The 17594-nt window shown below is 61.5% G+C and carries 16 protein-coding genes; 4 read left to right on the plus strand and 12 right to left on the minus strand.

Annotated elements, in window-relative coordinates; genetic code table 11:
- Nucleotides 1-7 precede the first annotated feature (7 nt).
- From GCU68_RS08205 to pstB, 6 genes are all read right to left on the minus strand, one after another.
- Nucleotides 8-697, minus strand: a complete 690-nt coding sequence (locus tag GCU68_RS08205; protein WP_152940591.1) for a metallophosphoesterase family protein — start codon at nucleotides 695-697, stop codon at nucleotides 8-10.
- A gap of 237 nt (nucleotides 698-934) precedes the next feature.
- Entirely contained in the window at nucleotides 935-2647 is a 1713-nt protein-coding gene (gene pstA / locus GCU68_RS08210; protein WP_152940593.1) for a phosphate ABC transporter permease PstA, read from the minus strand.
- A 121-nt stretch (nucleotides 2648-2768) separates the two neighbouring features.
- Nucleotides 2769-3704: a phosphate ABC transporter permease subunit PstC gene (pstC, locus tag GCU68_RS08215; RefSeq protein ID WP_152940595.1), complete on the minus strand. Its 936-nt coding sequence runs from the start codon at nucleotides 3702-3704 to the stop codon at nucleotides 2769-2771.
- A 51-nt stretch (nucleotides 3705-3755) separates the two neighbouring features.
- Nucleotides 3756-4739, minus strand: a complete 984-nt coding sequence (locus GCU68_RS08220) for a PstS family phosphate ABC transporter substrate-binding protein (RefSeq protein WP_152940597.1) — start codon at nucleotides 4737-4739, stop codon at nucleotides 3756-3758.
- A 233-nt stretch (nucleotides 4740-4972) separates the two neighbouring features.
- A complete protein-coding gene (gene phoU / locus GCU68_RS08225; protein ID WP_152940599.1) occupies nucleotides 4973-5650 on the minus strand; it encodes a phosphate signaling complex protein PhoU in 678 nt (225 codons plus the stop codon).
- A 5-nt stretch (nucleotides 5651-5655) separates the two neighbouring features.
- On the minus strand, nucleotides 5656-6525 hold the full coding sequence (gene pstB / locus GCU68_RS08230) for a phosphate ABC transporter ATP-binding protein PstB (protein WP_152943660.1): 870 nt from the start codon (nucleotides 6523-6525) through the stop codon (nucleotides 5656-5658).
- Between the two features lie 206 nt (nucleotides 6526-6731).
- Here pstB and GCU68_RS08235 point away from each other — a divergent pair, with 206 nt between their 5' ends.
- The 4 genes from GCU68_RS08235 (at nucleotide 6732) to GCU68_RS08250 (ending at nucleotide 11524) form a co-directional block, all read left to right on the plus strand.
- Entirely contained in the window at nucleotides 6732-7727 is a 996-nt protein-coding gene (locus GCU68_RS08235) for a phosphate uptake regulator PhoU (RefSeq protein ID WP_152940601.1), read from the plus strand.
- Nucleotides 7728-8104: 377 nt separating this feature from the next.
- Nucleotides 8105-9088 carry a DUF5787 family protein gene (locus GCU68_RS08240; protein ID WP_152940603.1) on the plus strand — a complete coding sequence of 328 codons (984 nt, stop codon included), beginning with the start codon at nucleotides 8105-8107 and terminating at the stop codon, nucleotides 9086-9088.
- A gap of 553 nt (nucleotides 9089-9641) precedes the next feature.
- The gene (locus GCU68_RS08245) at nucleotides 9642-10997 is read left to right on the plus strand and encodes an RNA-guided endonuclease TnpB family protein (RefSeq protein ID WP_152940605.1); all 1356 of its coding nucleotides are present in this window, start codon (nucleotides 9642-9644) and stop codon (nucleotides 10995-10997) included.
- A 239-nt stretch (nucleotides 10998-11236) separates the two neighbouring features.
- Nucleotides 11237-11524 (plus strand): amphi-Trp domain-containing protein, encoded by a 288-nt coding sequence (locus GCU68_RS08250; RefSeq protein WP_152942604.1) that lies wholly within the window; start codon nucleotides 11237-11239, stop codon nucleotides 11522-11524.
- Nucleotides 11525-11736: 212 nt separating this feature from the next.
- On the opposite strand, the gene GCU68_RS08255 is transcribed toward GCU68_RS08250, so the two are convergent.
- The 6 genes from GCU68_RS08255 to GCU68_RS08280 form a co-directional block, all read right to left on the minus strand.
- Nucleotides 11737-12951, minus strand: coding sequence for a M20 family metallopeptidase (locus tag GCU68_RS08255; RefSeq protein WP_152940607.1), 1215 nt, complete (start codon nucleotides 12949-12951; stop codon nucleotides 11737-11739).
- Nucleotides 12952-12956: 5 nt separating this feature from the next.
- Nucleotides 12957-14402, minus strand: coding sequence for an APC family permease (locus GCU68_RS08260; protein WP_152940609.1), 1446 nt, complete (start codon nucleotides 14400-14402; stop codon nucleotides 12957-12959).
- Between the two features lie 151 nt (nucleotides 14403-14553).
- Nucleotides 14554-15276 carry a helix-turn-helix domain-containing protein gene (locus GCU68_RS08265; protein ID WP_152940610.1) on the minus strand — a complete coding sequence of 241 codons (723 nt, stop codon included), beginning with the start codon at nucleotides 15274-15276 and terminating at the stop codon, nucleotides 14554-14556.
- Nucleotides 15277-15357: 81 nt separating this feature from the next.
- Nucleotides 15358-16182 carry an MBL fold metallo-hydrolase gene (locus GCU68_RS08270; RefSeq protein WP_152940612.1) on the minus strand — a complete coding sequence of 275 codons (825 nt, stop codon included), beginning with the start codon at nucleotides 16180-16182 and terminating at the stop codon, nucleotides 15358-15360.
- A 131-nt stretch (nucleotides 16183-16313) separates the two neighbouring features.
- Entirely contained in the window at nucleotides 16314-16697 is a 384-nt protein-coding gene (locus tag GCU68_RS08275) for a DUF2237 family protein (protein WP_152940614.1), read from the minus strand.
- 75 nt (nucleotides 16698-16772) lie between these two features.
- Nucleotides 16773-17555, minus strand: coding sequence for a PHP domain-containing protein (locus tag GCU68_RS08280; RefSeq protein WP_152940616.1), 783 nt, complete (start codon nucleotides 17553-17555; stop codon nucleotides 16773-16775).
- Between the last annotated feature and the right edge of the window lie 39 nt (nucleotides 17556-17594).

The following is a 17594-nucleotide window of genomic DNA, read 5'->3' on the forward strand; positions in this document are numbered from 1 at the left end:
TCCTCGCTCACGCGTCGGCGTCGACGATCTTGTCGTCCGAACGATCCTTGTGACCGTCCGTCGAGACGCGCACGAATCGGTCTTTGCGGACGTCGTAAGCCGTCAGACTGCCGCCGTAAACACAACCCGTATCCAGTCCCACCGCCCACTCGCGCTCGAGGGGGTCTTCGAGCACGGTGTGGCCGAAAAAGATCCGTGGCGGTCCCTGATACTCGTCGAACCAGAACGGGCCGTCGTAGCCGTCACCGTCGGGTGCCCGCATCGAGATGACGTCTGCATCTGAGTGTGCGGCCAACGGCCGATTCGGGTCGACGCCGCCGTGGACGACGAGGCCGCCCTCCCAGGCGATCGCGGTCGGCAGCGACTCGAGATACGCGTGGGCGCGGTCATCGAGCGACTCGAGCGTGGCGCGCCCGTCGATGACCTTCTGTTCGTTGTTCCCGCGGACGGACAGCAGCTGTGGGGTGGTTCGAACTCGCTCGAGAACGCCGTCGCTCGCTGGCCCTTTTCTGATCAGATCGCCGACAAAAATGCCGAGGTCGTTCGGTCCGAGGTCGAGCGTCGATAGCAACTCCTCGAGGGTCTCGAGACAGCCGTGGACGTCACCGATGACGTAGACATCGTCGTAGGCGTCGAGCTCGAGGTACCGAGTGTCGAACGAGAGTCCGTCGTTGAACGAAGAACTAGCTGTGGTCACGGGTTACTCAGCGGTGCTTCGAAGGGGCTCGGATAAGCCGTTTATATGTGTCCTGTAGTCTGATATATAGGGCTCAGTACCGGTCGACAGTCGTCGGGGGCGACACACCGCTACGGACAGCGGCGAGCGTATCGATACGGATACACGGAAAACGCAGACAACACGTCTCGAGGGTGGTTAGACGGTCGACGATCGATGGCGGATCGCTGGGGACTCGAGACGCGGACGGCCGCAGTGTCAGCTGTTTCGCTGGTACTTGTTCCGAAGCACGATCGCGCTCGCGTTCATCATCAACATGACGATCAGCAGCGTCAACACGCCGGCGGCGAGGACGCCGTACCGGAAGTCAGTGGAGATGAGTCGCGACCAGGAGTAGATCTGGCGTGGCATCGCGCTGAACAGGCCGAAAAACGAGTTCGGCGGGATCCGAACGACGGCGGCGACGCCAACCATCAGTAACGGTGCCGTCTCCCCGATCGCGCGACCGAGCGCGAGGATGGTCCCCGTCAGGATGCCCGGCATCGCACGCGGGAGGACGACGCTCCGGACGGTCTGCCACTTCGTCGCGCCCATCCCGTACGACGCCTGTCGCATCGAATCAGGCACGCCGCGGATCGCCTCTTGTGCGGAGACGATGATGATCGGGAGGATGAGCAACGCGATGGTAAACCCGCCGACGACGACGATCCCGCTCTGGAGGCCGGCCGTCCGGACGAACAACGCGAGGCCGAGCACACCGTAGACGACCGATGGCACGCCGGCGAGGTTGGCGATGTTGATCTCGATGAACTCGACGAACTGTCCGGCTCGTCCTTGATTCGGCGCGTACTCCTCCAGATAGACCGCCGCGCCGACGCCGATCGGGAACGCCGAAACCGCGACGACGGTGAGCATCATCACCGAGCCGACGAGCGCGGGATAGATCCCGGCATCCGCCGGCGTCGTACTGTGCGAACTGTTCAAGAACTGCCAGTCGAGCCAGAGATCAGGGCCGGCGAACCCAAGTGCGTTGACGAGAACGGCTGCGAGGACCGCACCGCCACCGATCACGACGGGGAAAGCGAGTCCAGCCGTCCCCTCACCGCGTCGCTGGACGGACTCGACGTACAGGCCAACCGGCGTGCCGACGACGGTCGCCGCAATCACGCCCGTCTCCGGGGCAAGTCCGGCGATGGGTGCCGCGACCATACCGAGCCCAGCGGCGACGAGCGTTGCAACGCCTCCGATCGCGCCGGCACGGTCAGATTCGCGGACGCGCCGAACGTACATAGCGGCGACCGCGGCGATCGGCAGCGTAAACGATGCCAAAAGCGACAACGCTGCCGTCGGCAGGACCGGTAGCGAGACGATCAGGCCCCGAAGGCTCGGCACCAACGTGGGGACCGACATCGTCAGGTCGAACAGCTCCTGTCCTAACAGCGGCGTTTTGACCGTATAATCGACGCTGAAGCCGGGAATTCCGATCAGGGCAAACCACGGCACGAGGACGACGACCGCGAGTCGCTCGAGTGCGCTCGCGGTTCGGGTGCGTGCGTGGGCCTCGAGGACGGCAGCCGCGACCGCGGCGGCGATGGCGAGTGCGAGCCAGCCGTGCGGTGAGATGACGTGTCTAAAGAGAATGACAACGCCCCCGGTGAGCAACGTCGTAGCGATCGGCAGGCCAAGCGAGATGTACGCGACGGTTCCCGACGGCCCCGCGTCGCGATAGTAGTAGGCAGCGAGCGCGAGTGCCGGAAGCACGACCGTCGCTGCGACGGTGGCGAGCCACCCCGAGTCAGCCGTAAACGGCTGGATTGCGTCGTTGGCGACGTAGAGTAAGAACACCAACACGAGGAGCAACGCGAGAAGCGTCGCGCCGAGACAGCTCAGTTTGAACAGCAGTCCGCGCCGCTGGCTGACCTGTCCGTCAGCACCGAACCAACTCCCGCTGGACTCGTCTGCGGTCGCCATTATGCTGGCACCTCCGACAGCAGGTATCCGTGGTCGAGACGTCCGTGCGATCGATGGTCGATTCGACTCGCGAGAGTGCGTGGTGGTCGCTCGCTCGTGGTTGCGTTCGTCGTGTCGTGTCTCATTGGTACTCCTCTCGGTAGCGCATAGCGATTCGATTGCTCAGCAGGTTCATCGCGAAGGTGATGAAAAACAGCGTCAACCCGATCGCGAACATCGAGTAGAACTCCGGCGTCCCGCCCGTGGCGTCGCTCGTCACGGCGTGGACCATCGCGGCCGTCATCGTCTGGCCGGAGTTGAACAGATTCGCGAACGGATTGGTGATGTCGAACATCCGTGCTTGCATCCCGCCTGCCATCACGACGATCATGGTCTCACCAATCGCTCGCGACAGCGCCAGAATGTACGACGAGAAGATCCCCGAAATCGAGGCCGGGATGACGATCCCCGTCGACACTTCGTACTTCGTCGCACCGAGGCCGTAGCCGGCCTGACGCAACGAATCGGGAACCGCACTCATCGCGTCTTCACTGATCGACGACACCATCGGGATGATCATGATACCGACCATGATCGACGCCGAAAGCAGGTTGAACAGGTTCAACTCGAGGCCGGCTGCGCGGAGCCACGGCGTGAGGTAGACGAGCGCGAGATAGCCGTAGACGACCGTCGGGATGCCCGCAAGGATCTCGAGGGCCGGCTTCAACACCGAGCGCATGCGGTCGCTCGCATATTCGCTCAGATAGACCGCGGCTGCAGTGCCGATCGGGATCGCGACCATCGCCGAGACGACCGTCACGATGAGCGTCGCGCTGACGAGCGGGAGCACGCCGAACGTGCCCCGACTCGATTCCCACGTCGTGCCGGTGAGAAATCCGAGCGCGTCGACTTGTCTAAAGAACGTCACTGCATCGGCTGCCAGTGTCACAACGATACCGACTGTGACAAATATAGTCAAGGCCGCACAGCCAAACAGCAGCCAGTGATACAGCCGCTCTTTTGCGATTCGTCCATCAACTGACCGGGTGAGGTCAGCGTCTACTGAATCAGTACTCATGTGTAGAAATGGGTGATTACGGGCGTCTGGCGGTGATACGCTCCCGTGGCGTTAGTTGCCCGCCACGTCTTCGAGCGCGCTCAGATTCGCGTCGGCCTCTTCCTGGCTCGACGGAACGTAGCCGATCTCGTCCGCGATCCACTCGGCACTCGAGTTCTCGAGGTAAAACTTCATGAACTCGTAGACCTCTTCGCGCTGGACGGCTTCCTCGGAGGGGTAGATAAACAGCGGTCGAGCCATCGGATAGTCGCCCGCCTGGGCGGCCTGCAGGCTGGGTTCGCCGCATTCGCCGTCCTCGCTCTCTTTGACTTCGAGCGCTTTCACGCGGTCGCTGTTTTCTTCGTAGTAGGCGTAGCCGAAGTACCCGATCGCGTATGGGTCGTCCTCGAGGCCTTCGACGATGATGTTGTCGTCTTCTGTCGGCTCGTAGTCGGTACGGTGGTTGCCGCCTTCGCCGACGACGTTCTCGGTGAACCAGTCGAACGTCCCCGAAGTCGTGTCGGGACCGTAGAGCGAAAACTCCTCGTCGGGCCAGTCGGAGTTGACGTCGGCCCACGTCTCGGCACCACCTTCCTGCCAGATCTGAGACATCTCATCGAAGCTCATGCAGTCAACCCAGTCGTTTTCGGGGCTGACGGCCATCGTCAGCGCGTCACCCGCAATTTGCATCTCCATCGGCGTGACGTCGTTTTCCGCACAGTGGTCCTGCTCTTCGGACTTAATCTGGCGCGACGCGCCGTTGATGTCGGAGTCGCCGGGGCAGAAGTGGTTCTCGAAGCCGCCACCACTACCAGTCGAGTCGACCGTGACGTTTACGCCATCGTGTTCCTCCATGAACCGCTCGGCCATCGCGTCCGAGACCGGGAACACCGTGCTGGATCCCTTGATGACGACCTCGCCGGAAAGTCCGTCTTCCTCGCTTGCTTCGTTCTCGGTACACCCTGCGACCGCAAGCGCACCTGCTGCACCGGTCGTCGCGATAAATTTCCGTCGTGATAACGCGTCGATCGACCGTCCGAACTGGTTGTCTGCCATCAACAGAAGGGTGCCACAGATTATAGAAAAACGATGCTATGACTAATATATATCCGTACGTAGCTATATATCTCGATATGGGTCTTCGTCGGATTCATAGCTATGTACTCGATATACGGCCTTGTGAGCGGGAAAAAGGCCCTTTCAGAACCCGTCCTACATTGGATCCAATATATAGTTTGGTGTAGAAACCGAACAGATGCGAGTCCGATGGCACCACCACAGAGTCCGTATCAGTAGATCAGTTCGTCGTCATGGTCGACCATGTAGCGCGTCCGCGCCGCGATGTTGACCGCGTGATCGCCAACGCGCTCGATATCGCGAATCGTCAGCAACATCCGCGAGACGTCCTCGAGGAGCGCGTCGGTGTTCTCTGTGAACTCGGTGCCCGTCTCGATCTCGAGGAGGTCACGGACGACGAGCTCACTTGCCCCTTCACACAGCGTGTCGATATTGTCGTCTGCCGCCGCAATTTCGTGTGTCGACGTCGCGTCACCGCGTTCGTAGGCAGCCATCGCGTCTTCGATCATCTCGACCGTTCGGTCGCCGATGTATGCGATGTCGATGTCCGAATAGCGGCGGTATTCGGTCTGACGTGTGTATTCGCCCAGATTGACCGCGAGATCCCCGATTCGCTCCAAATCCGTGAGGATCTTGAACGAGGACGCGACGAACCGCAAGTCTCCCGCGACGGGCTGTTGGAGCGCGAACAGCTCGACGCAGGCCTGTTCCAACTCGAGGTAGCGGTCGTTGATCTCCTCGTCGCCCGTGATGACGTCCGCCGCGAGGGCGTCGTCGTTCGTTTCGAACGCCTCGAGAGCCTGTCGAAGCCGCCGACAGACGAGCGTGCCCATCTCGTAGACGTCGGATCGCAGTTGCTCGAGTTGGTGTTGAAATTCGGTTCGCGACATGGGAGTTACCCGAACTTGCCGGTGATGTAGTCTTCGACGCGGTCGTGTTCGGGGTTCTCGAAGATCTTGTTCGTGTCGTCGAACTCGACGAGTTCGCCGCCAGTCAGGAAGACGGCTGTCTTGTCGGAGATTCGGGCGGCCTGTTGCATGTTGTGGGTGACGATGACGACCGTATACTCCTTCGAGAGATCCTCGATCAGGTCCTCGATCTTCGAGGTTGCGACCGGGTCGAGCGCCGACGCTGGTTCGTCCATCAGGATCACTTCTGGGTCGGGCGCGATCGCGCGAGCGATGCAGAGTCGCTGCTGTTGTCCGCCCGAGAGGTCAAGTCCGCTCGAGTCGAGTTGGTCTTCGACTTCCTCGAGCAACGCCGCACGCTCGAGTGCCGTGCGAACCTTCTCGTCGACGTCGCCGTCGTCTTTCCCCTGCACGCGGAGGCCGTAGGCGACGTTGTCCCGGATCGACTTCGGGAACGGGTTCGGTTTCTGAAAGACCATGCCAATCTTCCGGCGCAGGGCGACCGGATCGACGTCGTCGTCGTAGACGTTTTTACCCTGGAAGTAGAGGTCGCCGTCGACGCGTGCGACGTCGATAAGGTCGTTCATGCGGTTGATCGACCGCAGGAACGTCGATTTCCCACAGCCAGAGGGCCCGATGAGTGCCGTCACTTGGCCCTCGGGAATCTTCATATCGATACTCCGGAGCGCCTGATCGTCGCCGTAGTACACGTCGAGATCCCGGGACTCGAGCGCGACCGATTCCGAGTGTGATCGGTCGTCCGACTCCGAGACCATCCGCCCATCCGTCTGGGCTCCCGCGTCCGATGAGTCGCTAGAACTGGATTGAGGCGGCTCGTGCTGTGCGTCGGTTCCCATCGAGTCCTGGTAGTATTGCATCAACTAAATACTCCACTATGTCTGCTATATAGGCCTATGTTTGTATATTGTTGTTGGTGTATAGTTATGTGTCGATATGTGCAGTAAACCATGCTCTATAGGCAATTAGAGGAGAAATACGCGGACATAGGGCACTCTATATATGTTCGGGTAGATTTATGACCTCCCCATAGAAAGCGAGCCATATGGAGACACGCAAGGTCCAGGTGACAGGTGGATCGACGTATACAGTGTCGCTTCCGAAGACGTGGGCACTCGACAACGACGTCAGCAGTGGCACGACCGTCGAAATATACTCCGAAGACGACATGTTGTTCGTCACACCACAGCAAGACACGACCCACCAGAAAGGTCACCTCGATGTCTCCACACTCGAGGGCGAGCAGTTGACGCGTGCCGTTTTGACGATGTACGTCAGCGGATTCGACATCATCGAGCTCGAGTCCAGTGAGATCTCGACGGCACAGCGACGGTCGATTCGCAGTGCGATTCAAGGGCTGATCGGCGTCGAAGTCGTCGAGGAAGGAACCGATAGCGTCGTCATCCAGGACTTGCTCGACTCTTCGGAGCTGTCGATCGTCAACGCCGTGACCCGAATGCGGCTGATTGCGACCTCGATGCTCGAGGACGCCGTCCGTGCGCTCGTTGAGAACGACAACGAGATCGCCGCCGACGTGATCGACCGCGACGACGACGTCGACCGGCTCTGGCTGGTCGTCTCGCGGATCTTCCGTGCGACACTGCGATCCCCCCGTGCCGCGGAAGCCCTCGGTGTCTCCCGCGAGGACTGTTTCGACTACCACTCGAGCGCCCGCCAACTCGAGCGCGTCGCCGACCACGCCGTCAAGATCAGCCAACTCGCGCGCAAACTCGGCGACGTCCCCGAAGGCGTCGCCGACGCACTGCTCGAACTCAACGCCGACGCGTCTGCAATCCTCGAAAAATCGCTCGATGCGCTGTTCGCCGACGACAGTGACGAGGCGGCACAGCTTGGGCACGACGCCCTCGAGTCCGTCCTCGATATCGACGAACACACCCGGACCATCGACGACATGCTCCGCGAACTCGACTCCGTACAGGCCCAATCGCTCGGTCTGATCCTCGATTCGCTCTCCCGAAGCGCCGACTACGGCGGCAACATCGCCGAGACGGCACTGCAGAAGGCCGCACCACGACCTTGACCCCCTCCCACAACTTCAGTCCTGTCTCTTACCCACAAATGGAGCCGCTGTAGTGAGAAAACGGATCGGTGAATACAACCACAACTCCCGGTATTCACGGGCCTGATCAGCCTTAAGGATCGACTTCGACGATATCGAATATCCGCATTCGTCCACCCTCTCCGCTGAGATTGCCACCCGAATCGATCCTCACCTCGAGTTTCCGGTCGCAAATCGAAGTTGTGAGCGTCTAAAACGCTTGTTTGGAACACCGCGAACATGTGGGTAAGAGACAGGACTAAAGTCGTGGGCTCTCTCCTGCTTTCTCTGTAGTCCCGCCCACCGTCGAGTGGTGCTCCGACAAGAGATTTTTGACCGTTCGCCCCCTTTCGACGCCCGTGAGTGAGTTCGCGTTCGAACTCGAGTTATGTGCCCACCTCGAGGCTCACCGTGAGGGGCTCGTCGCCCGCCAACTCGGAGCGAGCGTCGCCGAGCCCGGCGGGCGGATTCTCGACACCGTCTGTCTCGAGCCCGGGCCCAACTTCGCAGATCGCCTCGAACTAACGAGTGCGTCGATTCCCGACGCCGCGATCGAATCCAACGTCGGCACTGGCCGGGCACGCTACTGGAAAGACGCTTTCGACTGTCACCCGGATCACGCCCGTCGAGCCACCGACCGGGCCTGCGAGATCGGCTTTTTCGAACGCGACCGACGAAAGGGCCGCGAGTACGTCCGGCAGGTCGCGCGCTATCCGGACTGGTACGATCGCCTCGTCGGCATCGAGAACAAACCCGACCTCGGGCGACCCGGCGACCTCGAGGCCCAGCTACGAACTGACGTCAGCCTCGCGCTGGTCGACGAGATCGTCCTCGCGACCGAGAGCTACGTCACGCGGGCGCACCTCCACCGCATTCCCGACGAAGTCGGCGTCTGGCGCGTGCATCGCGACGCCACGGCGGACGACGACCTCGAGATCGATATCGTTCGTGAGCCGACGCCGCTGCCCGTCGACGAGTCGGGTATCGAACCCCTCGAGTACCAGCCGGGACGGACCGATATCGCCGTCGTCTCCCCCGAGGCGAAAGCCCAGCGACGGCGACGGATCGCCGAACGTGCCTACGGCAAGGGGTGGCGAACCTACGGGTTCCCCGACTGTGGGGCTTGTCGGGCCGCCGACTCGATCGGCTCGACACTACCCTACTGCGAGCGATACGACCGCGTCGTCGACGCCAGCACGGAATGTGGGCCGTCGTGTCCGGGCTACGAGCCCGGGGAAGTCCTGAAAGTCGATCTCGAGGACGAACGTGACCGACGAACACCGTGGGTGGCCGATCCGGCAGGCAAACGCCGCCAGCAGTCGGGATTGGATCAGTTCGGCTGAGTTCCAGTGGAAAGTGGTCTTATGTCCTTAAGTAAACAACCTCGGGCGCGGTGGCCCGAGGCTTTTTTAGAACTATGCTTGAAACGGCTCTGGTGAATCACTAGACTGCGGCGACTTACCATGAAGAATCGCGTCACTCGAGGCGTCACGCTGGAACGATCGTGACTGCATCCTCGAGAATCCGGCGGTAACGAACCAAGTGACCGATCTCAGGAAGGCAGTGAGACACTACATCCCGACGCTGTATGGCGATTCACCAAAGCCCTTGAAACTGAATAGGGCAGTTCGAGCGTGTCATACAATGGTTCTCAACAGCCATTATCCGCTGTCTCTCTCTTGAACAAAACCTACGACTGGCGAGATTTACAGAATACACATGAATGCGAGCTGTATAATCGCTAGGTAGAGGTGGTGAGACGTATTCTATAATAAAAGCAGGCAGAGTACCCCGGGCCACCGTGCCCGGGGGTGAATGCCGTCGACTTAATGAGCAACCCACGTCGCGCTGGTGCGTGGTTTTAACTTGAATTGGTCTGATGAGTTAGATGTAACGATGGATGAGCTTGTTGAGACGCTACGTTTCCGCCTCCACATAGAGAGTGGGGAGCGCTGGCGTCTCAAACAGGCTCGGTTCGACGCTCGGCCCATCGCTAATCACACCTGGGCAATGCGTGAACTCGGATACAGTAAGACCGAGATTGCAAAGCAAGTCATGCCGACCGAGAATGACTTCGTGAAAAATAACGCACAAGCCGTTGTGTGGAAAGCTTGTGACGCTTACGACGCGTACGAAAGTGCGTTGAAGAAGTGGCGTAACAGCGACAACCGCGACGAGTTACCGAAGCCACAGCCGCCGTCGACTGATTCATGGGGAGCGTTCCCGCTCGTTATGAACCACGGCGAAGGATACGAACTGCAAGTTCGTGACGACAACCGTGTTGGCTATCGCATCAGTGCCCAGCCATACAAGGAGAAGGTACGTGGGTTTCTTCGCGGGGCAAAACAGGATCTTGATCGCGTCAAGCATGCGCTAGATTCCGCGAGTGATTTAGAGGTGGGTCGGGCTGAGGTTGTGTATCGAGAGGGCGTGTACTACCTACACGTCCCGATACGACACCCCATCACAATTGACGCTGCGGAAGACGCAGAGTCAGTCATCGCCATCGACATCAACGAACGCAACATCACCACCACCGTTCTCGACCGAGAGTCGCGTGAAACGCTCGCGCAACTCGCCATCGATTACGGCCAAGTAAAGCAAAAGCGCCAGCGATACTACGACATCAAACGTCGCTGCCAGGAACACGGCAAACACAGCGAGGTTCACCGAATCGGGAACCATGTGGTGAACTTTACTGAGTGGACGCTACACCGACTCAGCAAAGTCATCGAACACTACGTACAATGGTTCCCGAACCCGGTTGTGGTGTTTGAGTCGCTCGATGGCATTCGCAACGACATCGACTACGGTAGCTATATGAACCGCCGATTGCACAAGCTGCCGTTCCAGGAGTTTGAACGGCAAGTCACGTACAAAGTCCACCGTCACGGCGCTCCGGTCGAGCATGTCGATTCCGAGTATAACTCACAGCGTTGCTCGATGTGTGGCGAGAAAGGCTCTCGGAACGGTGGACGGTTCACGTGCAAAAACGATACGTGTGCTCTCAAGCAAGATCACTCGGATCGAAACGCGTCGGTGAATGCTGCGGTACGATGGATTGCGAAAACAGAGACTGGCGATGACAGTCACAGCAGCGCGGATAACTACCGACCTCGCAAAACCCCGCCTCAAGTGCGGGTGCGCCGGGTCGGGTCGGGACGCCACACCACCACCTCTTGTGGTGGCGTGGACGTAAACCGTCCAACCTCATCCCACGAGATCGCCTCACAGGGAGTGCTTCACAGCTAAACTTGAGGGAACTACAAAAGCCGCGGGCCACCGCGCCCGCGGTCGTTTACGACATGCTGCAGTTCGGTAACTACAGCTGCTTATTGACCGCTGGGATTCCTACCAATCAGCGTATCTGTTCGAAGAGTTATAATGAATACAAAGCGCATAGTCAGCATTCCAGAGTACCGATCAGAGGTGATTTCCAGTGGTCAGTATAGGGGGACTCACTTATGAGTGCAGGCAACGTATCGTATATTATGCCTGAAGAAGTCCTGTTCAAATCGGAAAGCAATCAGAGTCGAGAAGAGATCGCATCGTACCTTCGGAAAGTCGCGGATAATCTCGACAGCGGAAACGCTATCAGCCTGAAAGCAGGCTCCGAGTCTGTAACGCTGAATCCCCCTGCCCGACCAACCTTCGAGGTCAAAGCTGAACGCGAAGGCCCGGCTGGCAATATGACTGAACGAAGTATCGAGTTCGAACTCGAATGGGACGAGAACGACGGTGAGGAGGGTAGCGGAAGTGGTCAGTTAGAAATCGAGTAGTCACTCCGCAGATCTCTTGACCGGCTTATTCATCGTAGGGTTCCCGAAACAAACAGAACCAGTTTGCTGGATCCATCCTCTATATTCAGCAGGTGGCTTTTGACATAGTTCGGACAGATCGATAGCCGCTTCGGTAACTGCTTGCCCTGTACTTACCGCGAGTTTCACGCCTCTTTCGAAATTACGAAACGGTGGTATCGACTACTGCTACGCTACGCCGTTCCAACGAACTCCGCCACGGACGAGACGAGGATACGAGCGACGTCGACGACCTCGTCGGTGTAGACGAACTCACCAGTTCCGTGGATGTTCTCGCCGTCGGGGCCGATAATCACTGTCGGGAGGTCGGCCCGGTGGCCGAGGTAGTTGAAGTCGCCGATACTCGAGAAGTAGCCGATCGCGGGGCTCGTGCCGGTGACCGACTCGGTACCGGCCTCGAGCGAGCGAACGAGCGGGTGGTCCTCGTCGGTGAGATACGGGCCGCAGTAGACGTCCGACGCGGGTGCGTCGCGGAAGCCGATCTCGACCTCGGAGTCGAGTTCGAGGTCGTCGACGACGGTTCTTGCATCCTCGAGGACGTCCTCTGGTCCTTCACCGAGGACGACGTGCCGGTCGACGAGCAGCCGGCACTCGTCGGGGACCGAGAGCGTCTCACTGCCGCCCTCGATCAACAGCGGACAGACCGAGCCCGCGCCGAGTTTCGGGTGGGAGCCGACGTCCATCTCCGATAGCGCGGTGGCCACCTTCCCGGCGTCGACGACGGCGTTCGTCCCCGTCTCTGGCTTCGAGCCGTGTGCAGCGCGGCCGTGGACGGTGATCTCGTAGAGAAATCGGCCGCGAGCACCGAGCAGGAGTGCAGGGTTCTCGAGGTTCGACTGAGCGAGGATGGGGCCGGGTTCGGTGACGATCGCGGCGTCGCAGTCGTCGGTGAGCCCGTCCCGAAGGAGTTGGTTCGTCCCGAGGCCGTAGGGGCCTTCCTCGTCGACGACCGCAGTGAAGAGCACGTCGCCGCGCAGATCGACGTCGGCCTCGGCGAGCGCCCGGAACGCGACCATCGCAGCCGCGAGCCCGCCTTTCATATCACAAGCCCCTTGGCCGTAGCACTTCCCGTTCTCGAGTCGTCCCGAGAGCGGGTCTTCGTCCCAGCCGTCAACCAACTGGACCGTGTCGACGTGGGCGTTCAGCAAGAGCGTCGGGGCGTCGGGATCGCTGCCCTCGAGGCGGGCGATGACGTTGTTGCCCTCGTAGCCGGTGAGCTCCGGCTCCGAGACCGGGTGGTACTCGGGATCGAGGCCGTTGTCCGCGAGCCACTCGTAGACGAAGTCGACGATTTCGTCCTCCTCGAAGTAGGGACTCTCGATTCGGACCAGCTCTTGGAGCAGGTCGATCGTCTCCGTCGGGTCGATCGCGTCGTCGATAGCTGTCATCGTTCTCAGTCGTCGGCCGGCTCGTGGCCGTCAGGGGTGGTCGAATCGTCGGTCGACTCGAGGTCGCCGCGGATGTTCGGGTCGTACTCGTCGGTGGGCACGCCCGGCAGCGTATCGAGGATCGCGTCGACGTCGGTGCCGGACTGCTGGCCGAGATACCAGTAGACGCCGAAGACGGCGAGGCCGATGGCGAGCCACGGTACGAAGATCGAAAGCGAGCCCTGGTAGGCCTGCGAGAGCAAGACGAGACACCCGCCGAGGCCGATCACGCCCGGCACGAAGAGCAACGCACCCGGGTCGAACGCGGCTTTCGACCGCAGCGTCGGCTTCGCGACGAAGACGTACATCGCGGTCAGCGACGCCGCACCGTAGGCGATCAGATAACTAAACGTCGAGATCGCGATTACCTGATCGAGACCGCTGGTCCAGAAGGTGAGGCCGATCGAGACGGCAAAGAGGGTGAACAGCGACCAGTGGGGCGTCTGCCAGCGCTCGTTGACTTCGGAAAACCGCGCCGGGAACACCTCGTCCCACCCCCAGCAGTAGGGGAGTTTGATGCCCGCGGCCATCACGGCGTGGACGCTCGAGGCGGTCGCGAGCAGGCCACCGAACGCGACGACGGCAGTCGCGTTCAACGGCAGAAACGTCTCGGCAGCGGTCGCCAGCGGCCGGTCCGAGTTCGCGAGGACCGTGTAGTCGCCGACGACGCCGTAGATGACGGCGGCGGTCCACATGTAGAGTGTGACGAGGATCAACGTCCCGCCGATCATCGCCAGCGGTAGGTTCCGCGAGGGGTTTTTGACCTCCGCACCGATCTCGCCCGCGACGGCGATCCCGATGTAGGCGTAAAACAGCGGCACTGCGGCGGCGAGTGCACCGTCGAATCCACCCGTGAAGAACGGGGTGTAGTTCGCGGGCTCGATGGTGAACGAGCCCGGTACCACGAGCACCAGGATCGAGACGACCAGTAGGATGAAGATCGCGTTCTGCGAGACGCTGTACCGGCGGATACCGAGCATGTTCACCAGAAACAGCAGCGCGATCAACCCCGCACCGGCGAGTCGCGGATCGATGCCGGCGTAAAACACTTGCAGGTAGCTGCCGAATCCGATAGCCAACACGGCGACGGCGGCCATATACCCCAGCCAGAGCGACCACGTCGCGACGAAACCGCCCAACCGGTTCCGAAACGCTCGAGAGACGTAGGAGTACGTCGAGCCCGCGGCGGGGAAGATCGTCGCGAGCCAGCTGTAGTTGACGGCGATCGACATCGCGATGAGTCCCGAGAGGGCGATGATGAGGATCACGCTGGGACCGGTGGTCGAACTTGCGGTCCCAAGCGTGACGAACAGTCCGGCACCGAGCGTCCCGGCGACCACGGTCGCGATCGCCGCGAACGGACCGACGTCCCGCGAGAGACTCCGATCGGATTTCGAGTTACCTGTTGACATATATCTCCTATCAATGCCCACCTAGGTTATGTCCCCTCCCTAGATACGCAGGGGGTGGCGGCCAGTCATACGGTCTGCTGTACCGATGTCCCGGTGGGCCCGCGACCGTCCTGCGGGCCCACCGGGAACGACGGACAGGAGTCCGTATCAATCACTCCGGCGGATCGAGAAGCTTCGCCTCGGCCTTCCGGAGGTGCTCGAGAAACGTCGACTCGGCGATGTCGAGTTCCGCGGCGAGGTCGGCGGCCGAGACCTCCCGCGGCCAGCGGTAGTAGTGTCGGCTTCGGGCGAGTTCGAACACTTCCCGCTGGCGTTCCGAGAGGCGATCGGTCCGGAACATTCCGCTCACGACGTCGTTGCGAAGCGCCGTCATCAGTTCCACCGTAATCGACGCCGACTGTTCGTCGCGGATCTCGTCCAGTTTTTGCCGAACGGTGTCCCGGTCCTCGTGGGTCACGACCGTCCAGTACTCGCGGCCGTCAGTGATGCGGACGGGCTCGTCGGGGATGAACCCGCGGGAGACGAGCGCGTCGTTGATGCTGTTCGCGAGATCGTACTGGACGATGAGTCCGGTCGTCGCGTTCTCCGTCCGGGGTGTCGCCGCTACCGTCGCTCGATGCTGGTCGACCGACCAGACCGAATCGATCAGCGACGACGCCTCGATTGCGTCCACGAGCGTCTCGAGCTCCGCCGTCGACCGCGCGTAGGCGGTAAACCGACCGGTCGCCATGCCGTCAATCTGGTGGACGCCGTGGCCGAGCAGTCCGCCGGCCGCGTTCGCGGTAACCTCGAGCGTCCAGCAGTCGGGGTGCCAGATGTTGAGTTGTAACCGCGAGCCGACGTCGATCCGGTCGGTGGTGTTCGAGTTCGGCAAGACGTTCCTGCTCTATGCATGGGGGTCGAATAAACCTGTTCGTCGCCGAGAACTGTCTATTCGGACGTGTCAGCCCCGAGATCAGAGATCGTACTGCTCGCCGTCGACCGCCAGCGGCTCTTCGAACGCCTCGTCGGCCGGATAGTAGTGGGCGAGATGGACCAATCGCGTCCGCTCGGCGTTCAGGTCGTCGGCTAACTCGAGGGCGCCCTCTCGCGTCATGTGTTTCGTCCCGAACGTTCGGGGGACGCCGGCCTCGTTCTCGTGGCGACCGCCCAGCGGATGGTACTCACAGAGATGCGCGGGGACGATCGCATCCGCGAGCAACAGATCGGGATCGGCGAGCACCGCGCGGGAGGGGTCTGAGATGTCGTAGCTCGTGTCGCCGGAGAGCGACAGCTTCGCACCTGTCTTGGGATCTTCGACCGCGACGCCGTAACACACGAGCGGCGGGTGGTCGACCGGCACCAGCGTTACGTCGAACCCACAGATTCGCACCGGCTCGAGCGGCGTCGTCGGATGGACCTCGAGCATATCGAGGTAGTGATAGTCGTTGCTGACGGTTTCGGCGACGCTGTTGCCCGTCTTGGGGTCGGTTTCGTCGGCCGCGTAGACGGACAGCGAGTCGAACACCCGAAAGACGTTGCCCAACCCGTCGAGGTGGTCGAAGTGAATGTGGGTGACGACGGCGGCGTCGGGGAGGGCTACGTCGTCGCGCAGAAACTGCGCGCGAAAGTCCGGGCTGAAGTCGATCAGCAGCGACTCGCCGGTGCGGTCGTTCTCGACGTGGACCGAAAACCGGGTTCGAGAAACGCCGCGCTCGCGGGCCATCTCGCAGGTGTCACAGTCACAGCCGACGGTCGGCGTCCCGGTCGTATCGCCCGTCCCGAGCAGCGTTACGCGCACAGCTCGCGATCACCTCTGCACTCGCCGGACGGTGCGATCGAATCGACGGCGTCCTCGTCTCGCGATTCATCGCTCATAAGTCTCGATTGGCAGGCAGGGCATATGGATGTTCCCCGCGGCGGCGCGGCCGATTAGCGCACGTCGAAATCGCCGTCGTACTCGTGGGCTCGCAACAGGTCCGGCTCGACGTCGCGCAAGACCGCCTCGTGGGTCGCCTCGAGCACGACGGGTGGGGCACAGTCCGCCTCCACCGCCTCGAGCCACCGGCCGAGACAGAGACACCACCGATCACCGGGCTCGAGACCCGGAAATTCGAACTCGGGCTTCGGGGTAATGAGGTCGTTGCCGTTGGCCTTACCGAACTCGAGAAACGGCTCGGTCATCACGGCACAGAGCTCGTGGCGACCCCGATCGCCCTCGACGCGACGGCAGCAACCATCTCGGAGAAACCCGGTCGTGGGGTCCGTGCTGCAGGGCTCGAGTTCCGTTCCGTAGACGTTCCGATCCGTAGGCATTGCCGAAGCGTCGGCTGCTGTGGCCAAAAGCAGTGGGGTACCGGACACGACTCGCCTCGAGTATCGGCCTGCGCCTCACTCGAGGCCCGGCGGGCTGACCGGATCGAGATCTCGGCTCGCGAGATACTGCTCGAGAAAGTCGGCCCGCTCGCCGATCTCGGCCGGGCGGTGGGAGTCAGTCCCGACGGTGACGGCCACGTCGTACTCCCGGAGCACCTCGAGAAACGCCTCGTCGGGGTGGACGAGCGCCGTCGCTGCTGTTGCGCGTCCGGCGTTGATCTCGGGGATCGTCCGCGAGTCGGCCAACGCTCGAGCGACGCGGTCGTAGTGGTCGATCGTGGCGCGGCCGCTCAACGGCGGCGTCCGCTCGATCAGATCGATGTGGGCGGCGACATCGAACAGTTCCGACTCGATCATCGTGACGAGCGTCTCGAAGTAGTCGTCGACGACTGCATCCAGTCTCGCCTCGCTCAGGCCCGTGAAGTTACTCGGCACCTGCACGTTCAGCCCGTCGACGGCGTGGACGCTGCCGAGCGTATACTCGAAGCCAGCCTCGGCGAGAAACTCCCGAATCGCGCGCTCGTCGCGCGGGTCGTAATCCATCTCGACGCCGTCGTAAATCTCGAGCGAGACGTCGCTGCGGTCACGAAGTTCATCGATCGCCCGCCGCCGGCGCTCGTAGGTCAAATCCAGATTGAAGCCGTAGACGTTCCGGACGGTCGCCGGCCGATCGCGGGCCGTGACCGTACAGTGATCCGTGAGCCCGATTCCCTCGAGTCCGGTCGAATCGGCGGCCTCCACCATGCCCTCGAGAAACCGCCCGTCGGAGTAGTTCGTGTGCGTATGGAAATCGTGCATACGACGACGACACCGGGCTGGCAGTTGGGCGTTTCGCCC

The organism is Natronorubrum aibiense (assembly GCF_009392895.1).
Classification (GTDB): Archaea; Halobacteriota; Halobacteria; order Halobacteriales; family Natrialbaceae; genus Natronorubrum; species Natronorubrum aibiense.